This window comes from Streptomyces sp. NPDC058678 (genome assembly GCF_042714835.1).
In the GTDB taxonomy this organism is placed as follows: Bacteria; Actinomycetota; Actinomycetes; order Streptomycetales; family Streptomycetaceae; genus Streptomyces.
In genome coordinates, this window is the sequence record NZ_JBHXSG010000001.1 from 256,871 (window position 1) to 278,409 (window position 21,539).

Consider the following 21,539-nt stretch of genomic DNA (forward strand, 5'->3'; position numbering starts at 1 on the left):
GCCCGCGTCAGGAGGGGGCGGCCAGTCCGGCCGCCTCCTCCGCGCAACCCCAGGCCACGGTCACCCCTGCCCCGCCGTGACCGTAGTTGTGCACCAACACCCGCCCGTCGGGAAGGAGTTCACGCTCCAGTCGGACCGCGCCACGTGCCGGCCTGAGCCCCACCCGGTGCTCCAGTACCCGCGCCCCGGCGATCTCGGGCCGCAGCGCCGCACACCGCCGTACGATCGCCTCCGCCACCGCGGGATCGGGCTCAAGAGACCAGTCATCCTCGTCGGCGGTGCCTCCCAGCACGAGCCGGCCCGGCTGCGGGAAGAAGTACGCCGTCTCCCCGGCGGCGTCCGTGGAGACCAGCCAGGTGCGGATGCCGGGGTTCTCCACGATGACCAACTGTCCGCGCACGGGACGCACCAAGGTGTCCGGCACCAGTTCCCGGGCGCCGAGCCCCGTGCAGTTGACCGCGACCGGTGCCCCGATCCCGGCCAGGTCCGACACCGTACGTGTCTCGATCATCCCGCCCGCCGAGAGGAACCGCTCCCGCAGCCAGGGCAGATGAGTCGACATGTCGATGAGCGGCAGTCGCGCCCACATCCCCGTCCCGCTGTACTCCTCGTCCGTCGCCACCCGCAGCCCCGGCAGCCGTGCGCCCGCCCACGCCACGGCCCGGTCCAGGTCCGCCTCCCCCTGTACCCCTTCGACCATCCGTACGCCGGTCGCCTCGGGAGAGCCCGCCAGCTCCTCGTAGACGTCCAGTGAGCGCAGCGCCCAGGTGTGCGCGGACTCCGCCGGCTCGATCGCGTAGGGCCACCACAGTGCCCCGGCAACCGCCGAGGTGGTCCGCTCGACCGGGTCCCGTGTCCACACCCGCACCCGGCGGCCGCGCTCGGCCAGCGCGAGGGCCGTCGTCAGCCCGATGACACCGCCGCCGACCACGACGACGTCGTCCTTCAGTTCGCTCTTCACGCGGGGACGTTAGCGGAATATGTCATGCCGTGCTCACATCGGGCCCAGTCTGGGGATACTCACAGCATGTGTGCCGAGTACGCGACCTTCGGCCTGGCACCGGCGATGCGTGCCGGTGGAGTCCTCGCCAACGGTGACTTCCAAATCCACCGGGACTTCGTGGACTTCATCGTCGACGGACGCCCGCTGCTCTTCCAGCTCTCCGACCTCGACGCCGTCTCCCCACTCGCCTCCGACGTCCCACCCGCGATCTTCACCGCCCAGGTCCGCAGCCTGCTCCTGGAGGCGGAGGCCCCGCTGCCCGGCGGCCGCTACGTCGTCTACGGCTGCCCCGAGTGCGAGGACCTGGCCTGCGGGGCCGTCACCGCCGTGATCGACCGTGACGGCGACGACTTCATCTGGCGGGACTTCGCCTGGCAGACAGACGAACACGCCGACCTGGAGCTCAACGGCTACCACGGCATCGGCCCGTTCCGCTTCGAAGGCGCCGAATACCGTACGGCGCTGAACTCCCTCCTGGACACCTCCGCCGACACCCGCCGCCGCGTCCTGCTCATCGGCGCCCGCGTCGCCCTCCTCGCCAAGCTCGCCGCAGCCCTGCGCACCATCGGCATCGGCGCCGACATCACCCGTGACGCGCACGACGTCCCCGCCGACGAACTGCGTGCCTACGGTGCCGTCGCCTTCGGCCGTGCGATCACCGAGGAGGAACGTGGCGCCGTACGTCAGTCCTTCGAGCGGGCCGGTGTCGACGTGACCTATGTCGACGGCCTCGCCCCGATCGTCCCTCTCCTCGTCGCCCAGATCGAGCACGCCCTCGACCCCAGTCCCGTGGAACGGCGGCGGCTGACCCGCCTGGTCGCCGCCGACGGCGAGGCGGGCGTCGAGGTCACCTCTCCGTGCCGGGTCCGCCTCACCGCGTACCGCCTCGACCGCCTGTACCGCACCCACACCCACGAGCTCTTCGACGGCATCCTCGAACCCGGCCGGCACCGCATCGCCCTGGACGCCAGAGCGGTCCGGGGGGAGTCCTTCGTGGTGGCGCGGACGTCGGGGAGTGTGCTGGTGGAGGCGATGGTGCACTGAGAACAACCGGGAAGCGGACCGCCGGGGCGGGCCACTATCATCGGCGGTCTGATGACTGCCACCCTCGTCGTGAAGAACCTCGCCGCCGGCCACGGCGACCGCTCCCTGTTCGCCGGGCTCGACCTCGTCGTCGCGCCCGGCGACGTCATCGGGCTGGTCGGAGCCAACGGCGCGGGCAAGTCCACGCTGCTCAGGATGCTCGCCGGCCTCACCGCCCCGGAGGAGGGCGAGCTGCGGCTGTCCCCGCCGTCGGCGGCCGTCGGCCACTTGCCGCAGGAGCCGGAGCGACGCCCCGGCGAGACCGTACGGGACTTCCTCGCCCGCCGCACCGGCGTCGCCGAGGCCCAGCGGACGATGGACGAGGCGACCCAGGGCCTGGTCGACGGCGCGCCGGGCGCCGACGACGCCTACGCGACGAGCCTGGAGCGCTGGCTGGACCTCGGCGGCGCCGACCTGGACGAGCGGGCGGAAGAGGTCGCCGACTCGCTCGGCCTGGCCGTCGACCTGGACCTACCCATGACGTCGCTTTCGGGCGGCCAGGCGGCACGAGCCGGCCTCGCCTCCCTCCTCCTGTCCCGCTACGACGTCTTCCTCCTCGACGAGCCGACGAACGACCTCGACCTGGACGGCCTGGAGCGCCTCGAACGCTTCGTGAGCGGTCTGCGCGCCGGCACGGTCGTCGTCAGCCACGACCGCGAGTTCCTCACCCGCACGGTCACCAAGGTCCTCGAACTCGACCTGGCCCAGCAGCAGATCACCCTCTACGGCGGCGGCTACGAGGCCTACCTGGAGGAGCGCGAGGTGGCCCGCCGGCACGCCCGCGACGACTTCGAGGAGTACGCCGACAAGAAGGCGGCCCTTCAGGACCGGGCCCAGGTCCAGCGGTCCTGGATGGACAAGGGCGTGAAGAACGCCCGCCGCAAGGCGGGCAACGACAACGACAAGATCGGCCGCAAGTTCCGCAGCGAGGCCAGCGAGAAGCAGGCCGCCAAGGCCCGCCAGACCCAGCGCATGATCGAACGCCTCGACGTCGTCGACGAGCCCCGCAAGGAGTGGGAGCTGCGCATGGAGATCGCGTCGGCCCCCCGCTCGGGCGCGGTCGTCGCGACCCTCCGCGACGCCGAGGTACGACGCGGCGACTTCGCACTCGGCCCGGTGTCCCTCCAGATCGACTGGGCGGACCGGGTGGCGGTGACGGGAGCCAACGGCGCGGGCAAGTCGACGCTGCTCGGCGCCCTGCTCGGGCGGGTCCCGCTCGACGCGGGTTCGGCATCCCTCGGCTCGGGCGTCCTGGTCGGCGAGGTCGACCAGGCCCGCAAGCTCTTCCACGGCCCGGAATCCCTCATGGACGCCTTCAGCGCGGCCGTCCCGGACACCGAACCCGCCGAAGTCCGCACGCTGCTGGCCAAGTTCGGTCTCAAGGCGAACCATGTCACGCGCCCGGCGTCGACCCTCTCCCCGGGCGAGCGCACCAGGGCCGCGCTGGCCCTGTTGCAAGGCCGGGGCGTGAACCTCCTGGTCCTGGACGAGCCGACCAACCACCTGGACCTGCGGGCCATCGAACAACTCGAGTCGGCCCTGGACGCGTACGAGGGCACGCTGCTCCTGGTGACCCACGACCGCCGCATGCTGGACGCTGTCCATGTGACCCGCCGCCTGGAGGTGGCGGACGGAAAGGTGACGGAGCACTAAGGCGAGGTGAGACGGCGTGCCAGGCCCGGATAGTCGACCACACAGCCGTCCTCGTCGAACTCCAGGTCGCTGCGGAAGTCGCCTGAGGCGAAGCGCACCAGTCCCTGGCGGAGGTGGGTGTAGGTCTGTCGGGACGGCTCCACCTCCAGGTCGGGGACCGAGACCCACGCCATCAGGAACTCCCGCTCCCCGGGCTCCCGCTGCAGGCCGTGACGCAGCACCGGCATGGTGTTGGTGAGGGGACACAAACCGAGGTCGCAGTCGAGGGCCCCGTCGACCTGGGGGATCGGCTCGCCGTTCATGGTCCAGTGGCCCTCGCCGTCGTGGCGCAGGTCCAGGACGCGGGTGCCGTGCGCGGTGGCGGCCTCCACCAGCAGGCGGCGGGTGACGAAGCCGTCGGTCGTGTCCAGCCGGTACGAGACCCAGTACATCTCGGGCACGGTGCCGACCGCCCTGCCACGTGCTTTCAGCACACGGTCGTACAGATCGATCCAGGCCGTCTCGTAGCCACGGCTTCCGGACACGGCCCAGGTGATCACACGTGATGTCCGCATGGCTTTCAGCCTACGGACGAACCGGCCCGGACCCCCGTGTCGTACCGGAGAGTCCGGGCCGGACGGCTCAGCCCCTGGCGCTCAGCGCCTGCCCTTCTTCGGGTCGACGAGTCCGGCCTTGCGCAGGGCGTCGGCCATCGCGCTGTTGGCGGGCGGGGAGGCCTGGCGCGAACCGCCAGCGGCACCGCCGCCCCCGCCGCCACTCCGGTTCTGTCGCTGTTGGGGCGGACGCCCGCCCCGCTGCCGGCGCTCGCCGCTGCCTTGGCCCTGCTGCCGCTCCTGCGGTGCCGCCTCGTCGTCCAGCCGCAGCGTCAGCGAGATCCGCTTGCGCGGGATGTCGATGTCCAGCACCTTCACCTTGACGATGTCGCCCGGCTTCACCACGTCCCGCGGGTCCTTGACGAACGTCTTCGACAGCGCGGAGACGTGCACGAGCCCGTCCTGGTGGACACCCACGTCGACGAAGGCCCCGAAGGCCGCCACATTCGTGACCACGCCCTCCAGGATCATCCCGGAGGCCAGGTCGGAGATCTTCTCGACGCCCTCCTTGAAGGTGGCCGTCTTGAACGCGGGCCGCGGGTCACGCCCGGGCTTCTCCAGCTCCTTCAGGATGTCCGTCACGGTCGGCAGACCGAACGTCTCGTCCACGAAGTCCTGCGGCTTCAGCGACCGCAGCACACCGGTGTTGCCGACGAGCGAGGTGACCTGCTGCCCGGCCGTCTTCACCATGCGCCGCACCACCGGATACGCCTCGGGGTGCACGCTGGAGGCGTCCAGCGGGTCGTCGCCCCCGCGGATACGGAGGAATCCCGCGCACTGTTCGTACGCCTTCGGGCCGAGCCGGGCCACGCCCTTCAGCTGGGTGCGCGACTTGAAGGGGCCGTTGCTGTCGCGGTGCGCCACGATGTTCTCGGCGAGCCCGGAGGTGATGCCGGAGACCCGGGCGAGCAGCGGAGCGGACGCCGTGTTGACGTCGACACCGACGCCGTTGACACAGTCCTCCACCACCGCGTCCAGCGAACGCGACAGCTTCACCTCGGACAGGTCGTGCTGGTACTGGCCGACACCGATCGACTTCGGGTCGATCTTCACCAGCTCCGCGAGGGGGTCCTGGAGCCGCCGGGCGATCGACACGGCGCCGCGCAGCGACACGTCCATGTCGGGCAGTTCCTGCGAGGCGAAGGCGGAGGCCGAGTACACGGACGCGCCCGCCTCGGACACCATGACCTTGGTGAGGTTCAACTCCGGGTGCCTGGTGATCAGTTCACCGGCGAGTTTGTCGGTCTCGCGGGACGCCGTGCCGTTGCCGATCGCGATCAGCTCGACCGCGTGCTCCTTCGCCAGGCGGGCCAGCTTGGCGATCGCCTCGTCCCACTTGTTCGCCGGGACATGGGGGTGGATGACGTCCGTCGCCACCACCTTGCCGGTCGCGTCGACCACGGCCACCTTCACGCCCGTACGGAAACCGGGGTCCAGCCCCAGCGTCGCGCGCGTGCCGGCCGGTGCGGCGAGCAGCAGGTCGCGGAGGTTCGCCGCGAAGACGTTCACGGCCTCGTCCTCGGCGGCCGTGCGCAGCCGCAGCCGCATGTCGATGCCGAGGTGCACGAGGAGGCGGGTGCGCCAGGCCCAGCGGACCGTGTCCTGCAGCCACTTGTCACCCGGACGGCCCCGGTCGGCGATCTTGAACCGGTGCGCCACGATTCCCTCGTACGAGGACGGCCCGGGCTGCTCGGAAGGCTCCTCCGGCTCCAGGACCAGGTCCAGGACCTCCTCCTTCTCTCCGCGCAGCATCGCCAGGATCCGGTGCGAGGGCAGCTCCGTGAACGGCTCGGAGAAGTCGAAGTAGTCGGCGAACTTGGCGCCCGCCTCCTCCTTGCCCTCCCGCACCTTGGCGGCCAGCCGTCCGCGCACCCACATCCGTTCCCGCAGCTCGCCGATCAGGTCGGCGTCCTCGGAGAACCGCTCGGTGAGGATCGCCCGGGCTCCGTCGAGGGCGGCCTGCGGATCGGCCACGCCCTTGTCGGCGTCCACGAAGGCCGCCGCCGCGGCGAGGGGCTCCACGGTCGGGTCGCCGAGCAGCCCCTCGGCCAGCGGCTCCAGCCCGGCCTCCCGCGCGATCTGCGCCTTGGTGCGGCGCTTCGGCTTGAACGGCAGGTAGATGTCCTCCAGGCGCGCCTTGGTCTCCGCGGCCCGGATCCGCGCCTCGAGCTCCTCGGTGAGCTTGCCCTGCTCGCGCACCGAGTCGAGGATCGCGGTCCGCCGCTCCTCCAGCTCCCGCAGGTAGCGCAGCCGCTCCTCGAGCGTGCGCAGCTGCGCGTCGTCGAGCATCTCGGTCGCTTCCTTGCGGTAGCGGGCGATGAAGGGCACCGTCGAACCGCCGTCGAGCAATTCCACGGCAGCCCTGACCTGCCGCTCCCGGACGCCGAGTTCCTCGGCGATCCTGCCTTCGATGGACCCTACGAGGGGTGTCGTCACGATCCCGTACCGCCTTCTCCACTGGGGTTGCGCGGCAATTGTGGCAGGTGGCGCCGACAGTCGGGGATCAGGGCGGCAACCCGGGCGGGCCGCGGAGGGGCCGCCGGCCGCGGCACGCCGCCGCGGGCTCGGCGAACGTCCCCCCGCTCAGGCCCGGCGGCTGCGGGTGGAACTCGACGCGCCGCCGAAGAGCCGGGCCAGCGCCCGGAAGGGCAGCGTCACGACGGTGGCGATGGCCCCACCGATCTGGCGCAGTACGTCTGCGATCGCACGGAACACGAGTTTCCCCTTTCCTCTCCCGGCCACCACGACCGGGAAGGAGCGGGTACCTCGTCCGCGGCCCGGCATGCTTCCTCGCCGCGAAGCGGATCGATCAGCGCTTGCCGAGCAGATCCGCCGGGAAGGCGCCGGCGGCGAGCGCGGCGCGCGCGAACCCGCTTCCGAGCTCGGTCAGGCGTGCGACGCCGTCGGCGCCAAGGTGTTCGTACGGGGCCCGGTCCAGCCGGTCCGTGTCCCGCTCGACCCCCTCGCGCAGGGCGAGTCCCTGTTCGGTCAGCTCGCCGGCCTCGTCGAGCAGTCCGCGCTCCCGCAGCCGCCCGGCCGCGGCGTCCCAGTCCTCAGGGGTCCAGCCGCGGGTGTCGCGCACCCACTTCGGCGTCATGCCCTTGCCGGTGGCCGTATGGGTCACCATGGCCTCCAGGCCGTCCAGCCACGCGGACATCAGAGCGGCGAGATGTCCGTCGCCGCGGTGCTCGCGCAGCAGCGTCGCCGCGTGCCAGTACGCCAGGTGCGGTTCCTCGGGGACCGGCAGGTCGGCGTGCGCGGAGTACAGGGGCCGGGCGCTGCGCGAGCAGGCCTCGGCGGCGCGCAGGGCCAGGCTCGCGGCCTCCGCCATCTCCGGGGACGCCACCGTTTGCTCGCCCAGCAGGCGGCGCAGCGTCGCGTCGACGGCACGCGCGCGTGCCGCCAGCACCTGCTCGGGGGTCGCCGTCTCCCACACCGCGGGCACGTGCCGGGCCACCAGGTCGTGCTTGTAGTTGTAGAACGCCGCCGTCACCGTGCCGGCCCCGACCGGTCCCAGCGCGGCCGACCGCACCGCGAAGTTGACGGCCCGGGGGTGCGTGACGCCGAGCGCGCCCAGCTCCCGGCCGAGGTCGGGGGAGAAGTAGTGCGTGGCGTGCAGGGAGTTGAGCGCGTTGTGGCAGCGGCGGCCCGCGCGCGGGTCCAGAGCAACGGTAGTCATGCCCCAGCACGTTACCGACCGGTAGGTATCTGTTCCAGGCCCGGGTCGCCCGGGCTTCGGCCCATGGCAGGAAAGGTGGGGTACTCGTCATTGCGGCCGGACTCCCCCCGCCCAAGAATCATGGGCATGCCGCAGCGAACCGTCCTCGTCCTCCTCTTCGACGGCGTCCAGAGCCTGGATGTCACCGGTCCCGTCGAGGTCTTCGCCGGGGCCGAGAGCAGCACCCCGGGCACGTACCGCATCCGCACGGCCTCCCTGGACGGCGCTCCCGTGCGCACCTCCAGCGGCCTGACCCTCGTACCGGACGAGACCCTCGGCGAGACCCCGCGCCCGCACACCCTCCTCGTCCCGGGCGGCCAGGGCACCCGAAACCCCGCCCCGCGCCTGACCGGCTGGCTGCGCGAGCACGGCCCGCGCGCGCGGCGACTCGTCTCCGTGTGCACCGGCGCCATCCTGCTGGCCGAGGCGGGCCTGCTGGACGGCCGCCGCGCCACCACCCACTGGGCGTACTGTGACAAACTCGCCCGCGACCACCCCGCCATCGAGGTCGACGCGGATCCCATCTACGTACGGGACGGGCACGTCGCCACCTCGGCGGGCGTCACCTCCGGCATCGACCTGGCCCTGGCCCTCGTCGAGGAGGACCTGGGCCGGGACGTGGCGCTCGCCGTCGCCCGGCACCTGGTCGTCTTCCTGCGCAGGCCCGGAAACCAGGCCCAGTTCAGCGCCCAGCTGACCGCCCAGACGGCACAGCGCGAACCGCTGCGGGAGGTGCAGCAGTGGATCACCGAGCATCCCGCGGACGACCTCGGTGTCGAGTCGCTCGCCGAACGCGCCCGCCTGTCCCCCCGCCACTTCGCCCGCGCGTTCCGCGATGAGACCGGCATGACACCCGGCCGCTACGTCGACCGCGTCCGCCTCGAACACGCCCGCCGCCTCCTGGAGGACACCGGCGACGGAGTCGAGGAGATCTCCCGCGCCAGCGGCTACGGCACCCCCGAGGCCATGCGCCGCGCCTTCCTCAAGGCGCTCGGCGCCGCCCCGACCGAGTACCGCCGCCGGTTCCGCCCCGCACCCACCCGCTGAAAGGAAGCAGATGCAGATCGCCATCGTCCTCTTCGACCGCTTCACCGCCCTGGACGCCGTCGGCCCGTACGAGACCCTGGGCCGCCTCCCGGACGCGGAGACCGTCTTCGTCGCCGAGCGGACCGGCCCCGTGCGCACCGACACCGGAAACCTCGCCCTCACCGCGGACCGGACCCTTGCCGAGGTGCCGGGCCCCGACATCGTGGTCGTACCGGGCGGTCCCGGCCAGACTCCGCAGATGGACAACGGCATCCTCCTGGACTGGCTGCGCACCGCCGACGCCACCAGCACCTGGACGACCTCCGTGTGCACCGGCTCCCTGCTGCTCGCCGCCGCCGGACTCCTCCAGGGCCGCCGAGCCACCTCGCACTGGCTGGCGCTCGACTTCCTGAAGCGGTTCGGGGCCGAGCCGACGGGAGAGCGGGTCGTCTTCGACGGCAAGTACGTCACCGCGGCCGGCGTCTCCTCCGGCATCGACATGGGCCTGACCCTGCTCGGCAGGATCGCGGGCGACGAACACGCCCAGGCGGTACAGCTGTTGACGGAGTACGACCCGCAGCCGCCCTACGACGCCGGATCCCCGCACAAGGCCCCGGCGCACCTGGTCGAGCAGTTCCGCGCCAAGAGCCGCTTCATCCTGACGTAGGCACGTTCCATGTGAAGCGCGGCTGCCTGCGCTCCAGGAACGCGGCGACCCCCTCCGTGGTGTCGCCGCTGCCGCGCGCCTGCCCTGCCCAGTACGTGTCCCGGTCCGTACGCCCGTTCGCGAACTCCTTCGCCGCCGCCTGGGTCAGCTGCGAGCGGGACACCAGGATCCGGGTGAACTCCCCGACCCGCTCGGCGAGCTCGCCCTCCGGCAGTACCTCGTCCACCAGGCCGCTCCGCAGCGCCCGCTCCGCGTCGATCAACTCGCCCGAGAACAGCAGGTACTTGGCGGCGGCCGGTCCCACCAGCGACACCAACCGCCGGGTGGAGGACGCCGGATACACGATCCCGAGCTTCGCCGGCGTCACCCCGAACAGCGCGCCCTCCTCGGCGAACCGCAGATCACACGCGGCCGCCAGTTGCGATCCGCCGCCCACGCAGTGCCCGCGGACCGCCGCGAGCGTCGGCTTCGGGAAGGCGGCGAGGGCCTCCTCGGCACGCACGGCCAGCCCCTGCGCCTCATCCGGCGACCCCCGGAGCGTGGAGATGTCGGCCCCCGCACAGAACGTCCCGCCCTCACCGGTCAGCACCAGCGCCCGTACGTCGGGATCGGCGGCCAGTGTGCCGAGCAGTGGCGGCAGCGCCCGCCACATCGCGGCCGTCATGGCGTTGCGCTTGGCCGGATGGTGGACGACGACGGTGGCGACCGAGTCGGCGACGGTGTGCAGCAGCTGCGGCTCCATGCGCCGGATGCTATCCGCCCAGGCCGGGGGGCCGATGAAAGGGGTCGCACGCGCAAGTACGACGCGAAGGCGACAGGGGATGAACCGGATAAGGAGGCCGTCAAACCCGTACAACCCGAATAGTTCGCGAAGTGGGCGAGAAGGGGACAAGAGCGGTCCCACAACTGACGCTGTCATACGCCAACGGTCAGAACCACTCGATAATCGCTGACTTCTGTTCAGTTCTCAGGAGTGGAGCGGCTCGTTGCCAACACTCGAGATGTGGTGACAATCGAGCGCAAGGGTGGCGACCGGACGATGGAAGACCATGGGCGCGGGTCCGCTCCACGCCCAGCAGGCGGCACGGACGAGCCCTTGGAGCCGAGTCCGCCGGATCCGTTGCCGTACGAGGGTGTGTGGCGGTTCACCGCTCCCGCTGTCGACGTCTCGGTGCCGCAGGCGCGGCACGCGGTGCGTGACCTGCTGTACCGCCAGGGAGTGCCGGTCTCGGAGGACCTGGTGCAGGGGCTGCTGCTGATCGTCTCCGAGCTGGTCACCAACGCGGTGCGGCACGCGGCGCTCCTCTCGCCGATGCTCGCCGTGGAGATCGCCGTCGGCGCGGACTGGGTGCGGGTGTCCGTCGAGGACAACCACCCCTACCGGCCGACCGCCCTGGAGGCCGACCACGGTCAGACCGGCGGCCGCGGTCTCCTCCTGGTGCGCGAGGTCACCCGGGAGGCGGGCGGGATGTGCGACGTCGAGCACACGGCGAGCGGCGGCAAGGTGATCTGGGCCGCCCTTCCGCTCAAGCCCGCGCGGGTGCCGTAGGACCGCTCACCAGCCGGCGGACGGGCCCGTCAGCTCGCCGACCGCGGGGCGGGCCGCGTCCAGGACGGTCATGAACCAGGAGGAGAAGGTGTCCTTCGCGTGCCGCTCCGCCAGTTCGGCGGGCGTCACGAAGGCCGTCGCGCCGACCTCCTCCGGGTCCGGCCGCAGCGGGGACTGCACCAGGCCGACGAAGAGGTGGTTGTACTCCTGCTCGACCAGGCCCGAGGCCGGGTCGGGATGGTTGTAGCGGACCGTGCCCGCCTCGCCGAGCAGCGACGGCGAGACTCCCAGCTCCTCGTGCGTGCGCCGGGCGGCCGCGGCGAAGGGCGCCTCACCGGGGTACGGGTGGCCGCAGCAGCTGTTGGACCAGACGCCGGGGGAGTGGTACTTGCCCGGGGCCCGCTGCTGGAGCAGCAGCCGGCCCTGCTCGTCGAAGAGGAACACCGAGAAGGCGCGGTGCAGCTGTCCCGGCGGCTGGTGGGCGGCGAGCTTCTCCGCGGTGCCGATCGTCACACCGTGCTCGTCGACCAGTTCCAGCAAAATCGCGTCCACGGTGCCGTTCGACGAACTGTGCGTCGCGGTGGCAGGTGTGATCGGCATACCCATCCTTCGCATTGGTCTTCGCGCCCCAAGTGTGCCGTACGAAACCGGCTCCCCCGGCAGTTGATCGTGCCCGGCGCGGCGGCCGCGGAACCGTCCGGGGCGGGCCTGTGAGCATGAGGACGCAGCCGTGCACCGGACCGATGCGTTCCGTCCGAACCCGGGTTTCAGTGTCCGAACCGGTGTCTCAGTGGCACAGCCGCGCCTCGTGCTCCGCGTGTCCGATCGGCTCCAGCTGGAAGGTGCAGTGCTCCACGTCGAAGTGGTCGCCGAGGCAGCCCTGGAGCTCGTGGAGCATCTTCTCGTGACCGATCGCGTTCAGGACGTCGGTGCGCACGACCACGTGCGCGGACAGGACCGGCATGCCGGACGTGATGGTCCACGCGTGCAGGTCGTGGACGTCCTCGACGCCGTCGAGGGCCAGTACGTGGGCCCGCACCTCCGCGATGTCGACGTCCTTGGGCGCCGCCTCCAGCAGCACGTCCAACGTCTCGCGCAGCAGCTTCCAGGTGCGCGGCACGATCATCAGGCCGATGACGAGCGAGGCGATCGGGTCGGCCGCCTGCCAGCCGGTGGTGAGGATCACCACCGCCGAGATCAGCACCGCGACCGAACCGAGTGCGTCCGCGGCCACCTCCAGGAACGCGCCGCGCACGTTCAGGCTGTCCTTCTGGCCGCGCATCAGCAGCGACAGCGAGACCATGTTCGCGACCAGGCCGATCGCGCCGAACACGATGGTCGGCCCGCCCTCGGTGCCGGCGGGTGTGACGAACCGCTGGATCGCCTCGTACAGGACGTATCCGCCGACCCCGAGCAGCAGCAGGCAGTTGGCGAGGGCGGCGAGGATCTCGGCCCGGGCCAGCCCGAAGGTGCGCCGGTCGCTGGGCGGCAGGCTCCCGAAGTGGATCGCGAGGAGCGCCATGCCGAGGCCCAGCGCGTCGGTCGCCATGTGCGCCGCGTCGGCGACCAGCGCCAGCGAGTCGGCGACCACGCCTCCGATGATCTCGACCACCATGACGCCGAGCGTGATGGACATTGCGACCCGCAGTCTCCCGCGGTACGCGGCGGTCGCCGTACCCGCCGGCGGACCGTGCGCATGCCCGTGATCGTGCCCAGCCCCCATGAGAAGCGCCTCCTGTATTCCGCCCGGGAGCACAGTGAACTACGGGCGGGAGGTATGGGGCAACGCGGCACTGAACACCGTTGTCATGTGCCCTGACCTGCAGAAACGATCCGCAGGTCAGGGCTTCGGCAATCCCTCGCGGCGCGCGCGGCTCACCCGCCGTGGTGCCGCAGCCACCCCTGCCACGCCGACTCGACCATCTCGCGCACCCCGCGCCGGGCCGTCCAGCCCAGCTCCCCGGCGGCCCGCGCGGCCGACGCCACCGCGCGGGGCGCGTCCCCGGGGCGCCGGGCCTCGACGAGCGGCGGCCGACGGTCGCCGCTCACTTCACCGATGACCGTGATCAGTTCCCGTACGGAGACGCCCTCACCGCGACCGATGTTGACCGTCAGATCCCCGGGAGTGGCGTCCTCGGTCAGCCGCCGGGCCGCCGCGAGGTGGGCCTCGGCGAGATCCGCGACATGGATGTAGTCACGGACACAGGTGCCGTCCGGTGTCGGATAGTCGTCGCCGAAGATCCGCGGGGCCTCGTCACGGGTGAGCCGGTCGAAGACCATGGGGACGATGTTGAAGACGCCCGTGTCCGCCAGCTCCGGCGCGGCCGCCCCGGCGACGTTGAAGTAGCGCAGGCACACGGTCGAGATGCCGTGCGCCCGGCCCGCGGCCCGCACCAGCCACTCCCCGGCGAGCTTCGTCTCGCCGTACGGGTTCACCGGGGCGCACGGAGTGTCCTCCGTGATCAGGTCCACGCCGGGATTGCCGTAGACGGCAGCCGACGAGGAGAAGAGGAAGCGTGTGACGCCGGTCTCGGCGGCCGCCTCCAGGAGCGTGGCGAGACCGCCCACGTTCTCCTGGTAGTAGCGCGTCGGCCGCGCCACGGACTCGGCGACCTGCTTGCGGGCCGCGAGATGCACCACGCCGGTCACCCCGTGTTCGGCGCACACCCGCTTCAGCAGGTCAGCGTCCAGCGACGAGCCGCGGACGAGCGGGACGTCCGCCGGGAGCCGCGCGGGCACGCCGGCCGAGAGGTCGTCCAGTACGAGGACGCGCTCGCCGGCGCCTGTCATGGCCCGCGCCACATGTGCCCCGATGTACCCGGCACCGCCGGTGATCAGCCATGTCATGGTCGCCCACCCTATGCCGCGGCCCCCACGCCAGCCGCAATGTCCAAGATGCCCGGTCTGGGAGCGCAAGTTTGTGGCCGGGGCCCGCAATCACCGATGATGATCGCGGCGAAGGCCGGTGGAGCCGGTGTCGATCTGCCCGTGAACGGGCGGTGAACGCGGCCTTCCGGGGATCCGATAGCCTCTGCCGACACGCCGCCCGGGGGTGCATCCCAGCCACGCCGAGGGGCGCCCCCACCACGCACATGCCCGGCGCCCACGCGCCGGCACCCAGGGAGTGAGTTCGGTTGTCGACCGCCATCCTCACCGGTCAGCCGGTCCCCGGATCGTCGATCGAGGGCGATCTGCGGTCCCTCGGCTTCGACGTCCGGATCGCCTCCGACGCCACCGACGCCGAGGCGCTCCTCGCCCAGGTGCCGGGTGACCAGCGGGTCGCCGTGGTCGACGCCCGATTCGTGGGCCACGTCCACGCGCTGCGCCTCGGCCTCACCGACCCCCGCTTCCCGCTCGCCGCGGTACGGGGCGCGGTGACCGCCCAGCCGGCCGGCCGTCAGGCCCTGACCCGGGCGGTGGCCCGCGAGAACTCCGCGGGCGGCGGCACGGCGGGTGGGGGTGCCCCCGCGCGAGCGAAGTCGAGCGTGGGGGATGTCGACAGCCTCGCCGACCGCATCGTCACCGCCCTCGCCGCGGACGGCACCGACGTGCACCGCCCCGAACTCGGCAGCCTGGTCGCCGAGGTGCCCGTGGACCCGCAGGCCGGCAACGAGGCACGGCAGGCCGTCGCCGCCGTCGACGACGAGGCCGTGCGCCTGAAGTCGGCCGTCAAGGCCCGCGACGGCTTCTTCACCACCTACTTCATCAGCCCGTACTCCCGCTACATCGCCCGCTGGTGCGCCCGCCGGGGCCTGACCCCGAACCAGGTCACCACCGCCTCCCTGATCACCGCGCTGATAGCGGCCGGCTGCGCGGCCACCGGGACGCGCGGCGGGTTCATCGCCGCGGGCATCCTGCTGATCTTCTCCTTCGTCCTCGACTGCACCGACGGACAGCTCGCCCGCTACTCCCTGCAGTACTCGACGCTCGGCGCCTGGCTGGACGCCACCTTCGACCGGGCCAAGGAGTACGCCTACTACGCGGGCCTCGCCCTCGGAGCCGCCCGCGGCGGTGACGACGTGTGGGCCCTCGCCCTCGGCGCGATGGTCCTGCAGACCTGCCGGCACGTCGTGGACTTCTCCTTCAACGAGGCCAACCACGACGCCACCGCCAACACCAGCCCCACCGCGGCCCTCTCCGACAAGCTCGACAGCGTCGGCTGGACGGTGTGGATTCGGCGGATGATCGTCCTGCCGATCGGCGAGCGCTGGGCGATGATCGCCGTCCTCACCGCGGCGACCACGCCTCGCATCACCTTCTACGTGCTGCTCATCGGCTGCGCCTTCGCGGCGACGTACACCACGGCCGGCCGGGTGCTGCGGTCGCTGACGCGCAAGGCCCAGCGGACGGACCGGGCCGCGCAGGCGCTGGCGGACCTCGCGGACAACGGGCCGCTCGCCTCCCTCGTGGCGCGCGCCACGCGCGCCCGCCTCGGTGCCCCGCTGCTGGTGGCGCTCGCGGGGACGGCCGTCCTCACCGTGGCCCTCTTCTCCGGCGTGACCTGGGCGCCCGTCGTAGGTGCCGTCGTGTACACCAACGCCGCCGGTCAGGCGCTGTACCGCCCGCTCAAGGGCGCCCTCGACTGGCTCGTCCCCCCGCTCTTCCGCGCCGCCGAATACGGAACCGTCCTGGTACTGGCGGCCAAAGCGGACGTGAACGGGGCCCTTCCTGCGGCTTTCGGCCTGGTGTCGGCGGTCGCCTACCATCACTACGACACGGTGTACCGCATCCGCGGCAACGCCGGAGCGCCTCCGGCCTGGCTGGTGCGCGCCCTCGGGGGGCACGAAGGGCGGACGCTGCTCGTCACCGTCCTGGCCGCGGTGCTCTCCGCCTCGCAGTTCACGGTCGCGCTCACGGTTCTCGCCGTGGCCGTGGCCCTGGTGGTGCTCGTCGAGAGCATCCGCTTCTGGGTGGCCGCCCACCAGGGTGGCGCGCCCGCCGTACACGATGAAGGAGAACCCGCATGATCGGCCTCGTGCTGGCGGCCGGCGCCGGACGGCGTCTGCGCCCCTACACCGACAGCCTTCCCAAGGCGCTGGTGCCGGTGGGGCCCGCGGGCATAGAGGGCGAACCCACGGTCCTGGACCTGACACTCGCCAACTTCGCCGAGATCGGTCTGACCGAGGTCGCGATCATCGTCGGCTACCGCAAGGAAGCCGTGTACGAGCGCAAGGCGGCCCTGGAGCAGAAGTACGGCCTCAAGCTCACCCTCATCGACAACGACAAGGCCGAGGAGTGGAACAACGCCTACTCCTTGTGGTGCGGTCGTGACGCCCTCAAGGACGGCGTGATCCTCGCCAACGGCGACACCGTCCACCCGGTCTCCGTCGAGAAGACACTGCTCGCCGCCCGCGGCGAGGGCAAGAAGATCATCCTTGCCCTCGACACGGTGAAGTCCCTGGCCGACGAGGAGATGAAGGTCGTCGTCGACCCCGCCAAGGGCATGACGAAGATCACCAAGCTGATGGATCCGTCCGAGGCCACCGGCGAGTACATCGGCGTCACCCTCATCGAGGGCGCCGCCGCCCCGGAGCTGGCCGACGCGCTGAAGACCGTGTGGGAGACCGACCCGCAGCAGTTCTACGAGCACGGCTACCAGGAGCTCGTGAACCGCGGCTTCCGTATCGACGTGGCGCCGATCGGCGACGTCAAGTGGGTGGAGATCGACAACCACGACGATCTCGCCCGTGGACGGGAGATCGCGTGCCAGTACTGACCCGGCTCATCCCCTCCCCGCTCGTCGTCGACATCCGCCCGGGTGCCCTCGACGACCTGGGCTGCGTCCTCGCCGACGAACGCATCTCGCACTCCGGCAAGCTCGCCGTCGCCGTCAGCGGCGGCTCCGGCGCCAAGCTCCGGGAGCGCATCGCCCCCTCGCTGCCCGGTGCCACCTGGTACGAGGTCGGCGGCGGCACCCTCGACGACGCGGTCCGGCTGGCCAGTGACATAAAGGCCGGCCACTTCGACGCCGTCGTGGGCCTCGGCGGCGGCAAGATCATCGACTGTGCCAAGTTCGCCGCGGCACGCGTGGGCCTGCCGCTGGTCGCCGTACCGACGAACCTCGCGCACGACGGCCTGTGCTCGCCGGTCGCCACCCTCGACAACGACGCGGGCCGCGGCTCCTACGGCGTCCCGAACCCGATCGCGGTCGTCATCGACCTCGACGTCATCCGCGAGGCCCCGGTGCGCTTCGTACGCGCCGGCATCGGCGACGCGATCTCCAACATCTCCGCGATCGCCGACTGGGAACTCGCCAACCGCGTCAAGGGCGAGAAGATCGACGGCCTCGCCGCGGCCATGGCCCGGCAGGCCGGTGAGGCCGTGCTGCGGCACCCGGGCGGCATCGGGGACAACGACTTCCTCCAGGTGCTCGCCGAGGCGCTGGTCCTCAGCGGCATCGCGATGTCGGTCTCCGGCGACTCCCGCCCCTCCTCCGGGGCGTGCCACGAGATCAACCACGCCTTCGACCTGCTGTTCCCCAAGCGGGCGGCCGCCCACGGCGAGCAGTGCGGACTGGGCGCGGCCTTCGCGATGTACCTGCGCGGAGCCCACGAGGAGTCCGCCTACATGGCCGAGGTACTGCGCCGGCACGGGCTGCCGGTGCTGCCGGAGGAGATCGGCTTCACGGTGGCCGAGTTCGTCCGGGCCGTGGAGTTCGCCCCGGAGACCCGGCCCGGCCGCTACACGATCCTCGAACACCTCGACCTCAAGACCGAACAGATCAAGGACATCTACGCCGACTATGTCAAGGCCATCGGTAGCTGAACTCCGTCCGGTCGTTCACCCCGCAGGGGTGAAGGACCGGCGCAGCGGTGAGCACTGGATGGGGCGCCTCTACATGCGTGAGGTGTCCCTGCGGGTCGACCGCTATCTGGTCAACACCAGGGTCACGCCCAACCAGCTCACGTACCTGATGACCGTCTTCGGTGTCCTCGCGGCCCCGGCGCTCCTGGTGCCGGGGATCCCGGGGGCCGTGCTCGGTGTGGTGTGCGTCCAGATGTACCTGCTGCTGGACTGCGTCGACGGCGAGATCGCGCGCTGGAAGAAGCAGTACTCGCTCGCCGGGGTCTACCTGGACCGGGTCGGCGCCTATCTGACGGACGCGGCGGTGCTCGTCGGCTTCGGCCTGCGAGCCGCCGACCTGTGGGGATCCGGGCGGATCGACTGGCTCTGGGCCTTCCTCGGCACGCTCGCCGCCCTCGGCGCGATCCTGATCAAGGCCGAGACCGACCTCGTCGGCGTCGCCCGCCACCAGGGCGGCCTCCCGCCCGTCAAGGAGGCGGCGTCCGAGCCCCGCTCGTCCGGCATGGCGCTGGCCCGCAGGGCCGCCGGGGCACTGAAGTTCCACCGCCTGGTGCTCGGGATCGAGGCGTCCCTCCTCATCCTGGTCCTGGCGATCCTGGACACGGTCCGGGACGACCTGTTCTTCTCCCGCCTCGGCGTCGCGGTGCTGGCCGGCATCGCACTCCTGCAGACCCTGCTGCACCTCGTGTCCATCCTCGCGTCGAGCAGGCTGAAGTGAGCACCGCGGCTGCCTCCCTCAAGGTCGGCGCGGTCATCATCACCATGGGCAACCGCCCCGACGAGCTGCGCGCCCTGCTCGACTCGGTCGCCAAGCAGGACGGTGACCGTGTCGAGGCGGTCGTCGTCGGCAACGGCTCGCCCGTCCCGGACGTCCCCGAGGGCGTCCGCACCGTCGAACTGCCGGAGAACCTCGGCATACCGGGCGGTCGCAACGTCGGCATCGAGGCCTTCGGCCCCAGCGGCCGGGACGTCGACATCCTGCTGTTCCTCGACGACGACGGCCTCCTCGCCGGCCACGACACCGCCGAACTGTGCCGTCAGGCCTTCGCGGCCGACCCCGAGCTCGGCATCATCAGCTTCCGCATCGCCGACCCCGAGACCGGGATCACCCAGCGCCGCCACGTCCCGCGGTTGCGCGCCGCCGACCCGATGCGCTCCTCCCGGGTCACCACCTTCCTCGGCGGCGCCAACGCCGTCCGCACGCAGGTCTTCGCCGAAGTCGGCGGCCTCCCCGACGAATTCTTCTACGCCCACGAGGAAACCGACCTGGCATGGCGGGCCCTCGACGCGGGCTGGATGATCGACTACCGGTCCGACATGGTGCTGTACCACCCCACGACCGCGCCCTCGCGGCACGCGGTCTACCACCGCATGGTCGCCCGCAACCGCGTCTGGCTGGCCCGCCGCAACCTGCCCAGGCCCCTGATACCCGTCTACCTGGGTGTCTGGCTGCTGCTCACCCTGGTGCGCCGCCCCTCGCGCCCCGCCCTGAAGGCGTGGCTCGGCGGATTCCGGGAAGGCTGGACCACGCCCTGCGGCCCGCGCCGGCCCATGAAGTGGCGTACGGTGTGGCGGCTGACTCGACTGGGCCGGCCCCCTGTCATCTGACAAGCTCGTTCCTGAGAGCACCGGGGCCGTACCGAGGTTCCGGGCTCACGCCATGCCCGCACAGGCTGCGCATCCCGAAGACGAAAGTTTCCACTAGTGAGTGAGACAACGCACGACGGCACGGTCGCGGTGAGCGCGCCCGTACCGCCCGACGAGGGCCTGACGGCGGCACGGCTCGCCGAGAAGTACGGGCTGACCGTGAGCGGCGCCCGGCCCTCCCTCGTCGAGTACGTCCGCCAGCTCTGGGACCGGCGTCACTTCATCCTCGCCTTCTCGCGGGCGAAGCTGACCGCCCAGTACAGCCAGGCCAAGCTCGGGCAGCTGTGGCAGGTGGCCACCCCGCTGCTGAACGCGGCCGTGTACTTCTTCATCTTCGGCGTCATCCTGAACGCCAGCCGCGGCATGTCGAAGGAGGTGTACATCCCCTTCCTGGTCACGGGCGTGTTCGTGTTCACCTTCACGCAGAGCTCGGTCATGGCGGGCGTGCGCGCGATCTCCGGCAACCTCGGGCTGGTCCGCGCGCTGCACTTCCCGCGTGCCTCGCTGCCGGTCTCCTTCGCGTTCCAGCAGCTCCAGCAGCTGCTGGCCTCGATGATCGTGCTGTTCGCCGTGGTGGTCGGCTTCGGCCACTATCCCGACCTGTCCTGGCTGCTGATCGCGCCGGTCCTGGTCCTGCAGTTCCTCTTCAACACGGGCCTCGCGCTGATCATGGCCCGCGCGGGGGCCAAGACGCCGGACCTGGCGCAGCTCATGCCGTTCGTGATGCGCACGTGGATGTACGCGTCCGGCGTGATGTTCTCCATCCCGATCATGCTGGAGGACAAGCCGGACTGGATCGCGACGGTCCTGCAGTGGAACCCGGCGGCCATCTACATGGACCTGATGCGCTTCTCCCTCATCGACGGGTACGGGTCCGAGAACCTGCCCGACCACGTCTGGGCTGCCGCGGGCGGCTGGGCCGTGCTCTTCGCCCTCGGCGGCTTCGTGTACTTCTGGAAGGCGGAGGAGAGGTACGGCCGTGGCTGAGGACAGGAACGACGCACACATCCCCACCGTCATCGCGGACGAGCTGCACATCGTCTACCGCGTCAACGGTGCCAAGACCGGCAAGGGCAGCGCCACCGCCGCGCTCAGCCGCATACTCAAGCGAGGCTCCGACGACGCGGAGCGCGGCGTACGCAAGGTGCACGCCGTCAAGGGCGTCTCCTTCGTCGCCTACCGCGGCGAGGCCATCGGCCTGATCGGCTCCAACGGCTCCGGCAAGTCGACGCTGCTGCGCGCCATCGCGGGCCTGCTGCCCGCCGAGAAGGGCAAGGTCTACACCGACGGCCAGCCCTCCCTGCTCGGTGTCAACGCGGCCCTCATGAACGACCTCACCGGCGAGCGGAACGTCATATTGGGCGGGCTCGCCATGGGGATGACGCGCGAGCAGATCAAGGAGCGCTACCAGGAGATCGTCGACTTCTCCGGCATCAACGAGAAGGGCGACTTCATCACTCTCCCGATGCGCACCTACTCCTCCGGCATGGCCGCTCGTCTGCGGTTCTCCATCGCCGCCGCCAAGGACCACGACGTCCTCATGATCGACGAGGCCCTGGCCACCGGCGACCGCAAGTTCCAAAAGCGCTCCGAGGAGCGCATCCGGGAGCTGCGCAAGGAGGCCGGCACGGTGTTTCTCGTCAGTCACAACAACAAGTCGATCCGTGACACCTGCAACCGTGTCCTGTGGCTGGAACGGGGCGAGCTGCGCATGGACGGTCCGACGGACGAGGTCATCAAGGAGTACGAGAAGTTCACGGGCAAGTAGTCCACCCGGACCCGGGCGAATGAGCCCA

At 71.3% G+C, this 21,539-nt stretch carries 21 protein-coding genes; 12 read left to right on the plus strand and 9 right to left on the minus strand.

All coding sequences use genetic code 11. The annotated features are described in order from the left end of the window. Nucleotides 1–7: 7 nt before the first annotated feature. Nucleotides 8–961, minus strand: a complete 954-nt coding sequence (locus ACFWWR_RS01110) for an FAD-dependent oxidoreductase (RefSeq protein WP_384301278.1) — start codon at nt 959–961, stop codon at nt 8–10. A gap of 66 nt (nt 962–1,027) precedes the next feature. Here ACFWWR_RS01110 and ACFWWR_RS01115 point away from each other — a divergent pair, with 66 nt between their 5' ends. After that, nucleotides 1,028–2,047, plus strand: coding sequence for an oxidoreductase (locus ACFWWR_RS01115; RefSeq protein ID WP_383870506.1), 1,020 nt, complete (start codon nt 1,028–1,030; stop codon nt 2,045–2,047). 51 nt (nt 2,048–2,098) lie between these two features. Then, nucleotides 2,099–3,739 carry an ABC-F family ATP-binding cassette domain-containing protein gene (locus tag ACFWWR_RS01120; RefSeq protein ID WP_384301280.1) on the plus strand — a complete coding sequence of 547 codons (1,641 nt, stop codon included), beginning with the start codon at nt 2,099–2,101 and terminating at the stop codon, nt 3,737–3,739. On the opposite strand, the gene ACFWWR_RS01125 is transcribed toward ACFWWR_RS01120, so the two are convergent. From ACFWWR_RS01125 to ACFWWR_RS01140, 4 genes are all read right to left on the minus strand, one after another. After that, nucleotides 3,736–4,293 carry a putative glycolipid-binding domain-containing protein gene (locus ACFWWR_RS01125; protein ID WP_383870502.1) on the minus strand — a complete coding sequence of 186 codons (558 nt, stop codon included), beginning with the start codon at nt 4,291–4,293 and terminating at the stop codon, nt 3,736–3,738. The two genes, ACFWWR_RS01120 and ACFWWR_RS01125, sit on opposite strands and share 4 nt — an antisense overlap. A gap of 81 nt (nt 4,294–4,374) precedes the next feature. After that, the gene (locus ACFWWR_RS01130; protein WP_383870499.1) at nt 4,375–6,768 is read right to left on the minus strand and encodes a Tex family protein; all 2,394 of its coding nucleotides are present in this window, start codon (nt 6,766–6,768) and stop codon (nt 4,375–4,377) included. A gap of 147 nt (nt 6,769–6,915) precedes the next feature. Next, nucleotides 6,916–7,047, minus strand: coding sequence for an LPFR motif small protein (locus ACFWWR_RS01135; protein WP_252100478.1), 132 nt, complete (start codon nt 7,045–7,047; stop codon nt 6,916–6,918). Nucleotides 7,048–7,141: 94 nt separating this feature from the next. Beyond that, a complete protein-coding gene (locus ACFWWR_RS01140; RefSeq protein WP_384301282.1) occupies nt 7,142–8,011 on the minus strand; it encodes a hypothetical protein in 870 nt (289 codons plus the stop codon). 126 nt (nt 8,012–8,137) lie between these two features. Here ACFWWR_RS01140 and ACFWWR_RS01145 point away from each other — a divergent pair, with 126 nt between their 5' ends. Then, complete coding sequence (locus tag ACFWWR_RS01145) at nt 8,138–9,097, plus strand: GlxA family transcriptional regulator (protein WP_383870492.1); 960 nt, start codon at nt 8,138–8,140, stop codon at nt 9,095–9,097. A gap of 10 nt (nt 9,098–9,107) precedes the next feature. Then, nucleotides 9,108–9,743 (plus strand): DJ-1/PfpI family protein, encoded by a 636-nt coding sequence (locus ACFWWR_RS01150; protein WP_384301285.1) that lies wholly within the window; start codon nt 9,108–9,110, stop codon nt 9,741–9,743. Here ACFWWR_RS01150 and ACFWWR_RS01155 read toward each other — a convergent pair. Next, nucleotides 9,730–10,485 carry an enoyl-CoA hydratase/isomerase family protein gene (locus tag ACFWWR_RS01155; RefSeq protein ID WP_383870487.1) on the minus strand — a complete coding sequence of 252 codons (756 nt, stop codon included), beginning with the start codon at nt 10,483–10,485 and terminating at the stop codon, nt 9,730–9,732. The two genes, ACFWWR_RS01150 and ACFWWR_RS01155, sit on opposite strands and share 14 nt — an antisense overlap. A gap of 297 nt (nt 10,486–10,782) precedes the next feature. On the opposite strand from ACFWWR_RS01155, the gene ACFWWR_RS01160 reads away from it, so the two are divergent. After that, the gene (locus ACFWWR_RS01160) at nt 10,783–11,292 is read left to right on the plus strand and encodes an ATP-binding protein (protein WP_383870484.1); all 510 of its coding nucleotides are present in this window, start codon (nt 10,783–10,785) and stop codon (nt 11,290–11,292) included. A 6-nt stretch (nt 11,293–11,298) separates the two neighbouring features. Here ACFWWR_RS01160 and idi read toward each other — a convergent pair whose 3' ends face one another. The 3 genes from idi to galE all read right to left on the minus strand — a co-directional run bounded on the left by idi (nt 11,299) and on the right by galE (nt 14,139). Further along, the gene (idi, locus tag ACFWWR_RS01165; protein WP_383870481.1) at nt 11,299–11,892 is read right to left on the minus strand and encodes an isopentenyl-diphosphate Delta-isomerase; all 594 of its coding nucleotides are present in this window, start codon (nt 11,890–11,892) and stop codon (nt 11,299–11,301) included. 187 nt (nt 11,893–12,079) lie between these two features. Next, complete coding sequence (locus ACFWWR_RS01170; RefSeq protein ID WP_383870478.1) at nt 12,080–13,015, minus strand: cation diffusion facilitator family transporter; 936 nt, start codon at nt 13,013–13,015, stop codon at nt 12,080–12,082. A 152-nt stretch (nt 13,016–13,167) separates the two neighbouring features. Next, complete coding sequence (gene galE / locus ACFWWR_RS01175; RefSeq protein ID WP_383870475.1) at nt 13,168–14,139, minus strand: UDP-glucose 4-epimerase GalE; 972 nt, start codon at nt 14,137–14,139, stop codon at nt 13,168–13,170. Between the two features lie 287 nt (nt 14,140–14,426). Between galE and ACFWWR_RS01180 the strand changes: the two genes are divergently transcribed. From ACFWWR_RS01180 to ACFWWR_RS01210, 7 genes are all read left to right on the plus strand, one after another. Beyond that, nucleotides 14,427–16,259, plus strand: coding sequence for a DUF5941 domain-containing protein (locus ACFWWR_RS01180; protein WP_383870472.1), 1,833 nt, complete (start codon nt 14,427–14,429; stop codon nt 16,257–16,259). Further along, on the plus strand, nt 16,256–17,008 hold the full coding sequence (locus ACFWWR_RS01185; RefSeq protein WP_383870469.1) for a sugar phosphate nucleotidyltransferase: 753 nt from the start codon (nt 16,256–16,258) through the stop codon (nt 17,006–17,008). Before ACFWWR_RS01180 ends, ACFWWR_RS01185 begins: the two co-directional genes overlap by 4 nt. Then, nucleotides 16,996–18,057 carry an iron-containing alcohol dehydrogenase family protein gene (locus ACFWWR_RS01190; RefSeq protein WP_383870467.1) on the plus strand — a complete coding sequence of 354 codons (1,062 nt, stop codon included), beginning with the start codon at nt 16,996–16,998 and terminating at the stop codon, nt 18,055–18,057. The genes ACFWWR_RS01185 and ACFWWR_RS01190 overlap by 13 nt, the downstream gene beginning before the upstream one ends. Further along, entirely contained in the window at nt 18,035–18,814 is a 780-nt protein-coding gene (locus ACFWWR_RS01195) for a CDP-alcohol phosphatidyltransferase family protein (RefSeq protein WP_383870464.1), read from the plus strand. Before ACFWWR_RS01190 ends, ACFWWR_RS01195 begins: the two co-directional genes overlap by 23 nt. 44 nt (nt 18,815–18,858) lie before the next feature. Then, nucleotides 18,859–19,704 (plus strand): glycosyltransferase family 2 protein, encoded by an 846-nt coding sequence (locus ACFWWR_RS01200; RefSeq protein WP_383870541.1) that lies wholly within the window; start codon nt 18,859–18,861, stop codon nt 19,702–19,704. Nucleotides 19,705–19,800: 96 nt separating this feature from the next. Then, on the plus strand, nt 19,801–20,730 hold the full coding sequence (locus ACFWWR_RS01205; protein ID WP_383870461.1) for an ABC transporter permease: 930 nt from the start codon (nt 19,801–19,803) through the stop codon (nt 20,728–20,730). Further along, nucleotides 20,723–21,511, plus strand: a complete 789-nt coding sequence (locus ACFWWR_RS01210) for an ABC transporter ATP-binding protein (RefSeq protein WP_383870458.1) — start codon at nt 20,723–20,725, stop codon at nt 21,509–21,511. The genes ACFWWR_RS01205 and ACFWWR_RS01210 overlap by 8 nt, the downstream gene beginning before the upstream one ends. The last annotated feature ends 28 nt before the right edge of the window (nt 21,512–21,539 follow it).

Excerpts from the sequence above, each read along its gene's own strand:
- ACFWWR_RS01115 (WP_383870506.1), top strand. The coding sequence starts at position 1,028 with ATGTGTGCCGAGTACGCGACCTTCGGCCTGGCACCGGCGATGCGTGCC.
- ACFWWR_RS01120 (WP_384301280.1), top strand. The coding sequence starts at position 2,099 with ATGACTGCCACCCTCGTCGTGAAGAACCTCGCCGCCGGCCACGGCGAC.
- ACFWWR_RS01125 (WP_383870502.1), bottom strand. The coding sequence starts at position 4,293 with ATGCGGACATCACGTGTGATCACCTGGGCCGTGTCCGGAAGCCGTGGC.
- ACFWWR_RS01140 (WP_384301282.1), bottom strand. The coding sequence starts at position 8,011 with ATGACTACCGTTGCTCTGGACCCGCGCGCGGGCCGCCGCTGCCACAAC.
- ACFWWR_RS01145 (WP_383870492.1), top strand. The coding sequence starts at position 8,138 with ATGCCGCAGCGAACCGTCCTCGTCCTCCTCTTCGACGGCGTCCAGAGC.
- ACFWWR_RS01150 (WP_384301285.1), top strand. The coding sequence starts at position 9,108 with ATGCAGATCGCCATCGTCCTCTTCGACCGCTTCACCGCCCTGGACGCC.
- ACFWWR_RS01155 (WP_383870487.1), bottom strand. The coding sequence starts at position 10,485 with ATGGAGCCGCAGCTGCTGCACACCGTCGCCGACTCGGTCGCCACCGTC.
- ACFWWR_RS01160 (WP_383870484.1), top strand. The coding sequence starts at position 10,783 with ATGGAAGACCATGGGCGCGGGTCCGCTCCACGCCCAGCAGGCGGCACG.
- idi (WP_383870481.1), bottom strand. The coding sequence starts at position 11,892 with ATGCCGATCACACCTGCCACCGCGACGCACAGTTCGTCGAACGGCACC.
- ACFWWR_RS01170 (WP_383870478.1), bottom strand. The coding sequence starts at position 13,015 with ATGGGGGCTGGGCACGATCACGGGCATGCGCACGGTCCGCCGGCGGGT.
- galE (WP_383870475.1), bottom strand. The coding sequence starts at position 14,139 with ATGACATGGCTGATCACCGGCGGTGCCGGGTACATCGGGGCACATGTG.
- ACFWWR_RS01185 (WP_383870469.1), top strand. The coding sequence starts at position 16,256 with ATGATCGGCCTCGTGCTGGCGGCCGGCGCCGGACGGCGTCTGCGCCCC.
- ACFWWR_RS01195 (WP_383870464.1), top strand. The coding sequence starts at position 18,035 with ATGTCAAGGCCATCGGTAGCTGAACTCCGTCCGGTCGTTCACCCCGCA.
- ACFWWR_RS01200 (WP_383870541.1), top strand. The coding sequence starts at position 18,859 with ATGGGCAACCGCCCCGACGAGCTGCGCGCCCTGCTCGACTCGGTCGCC.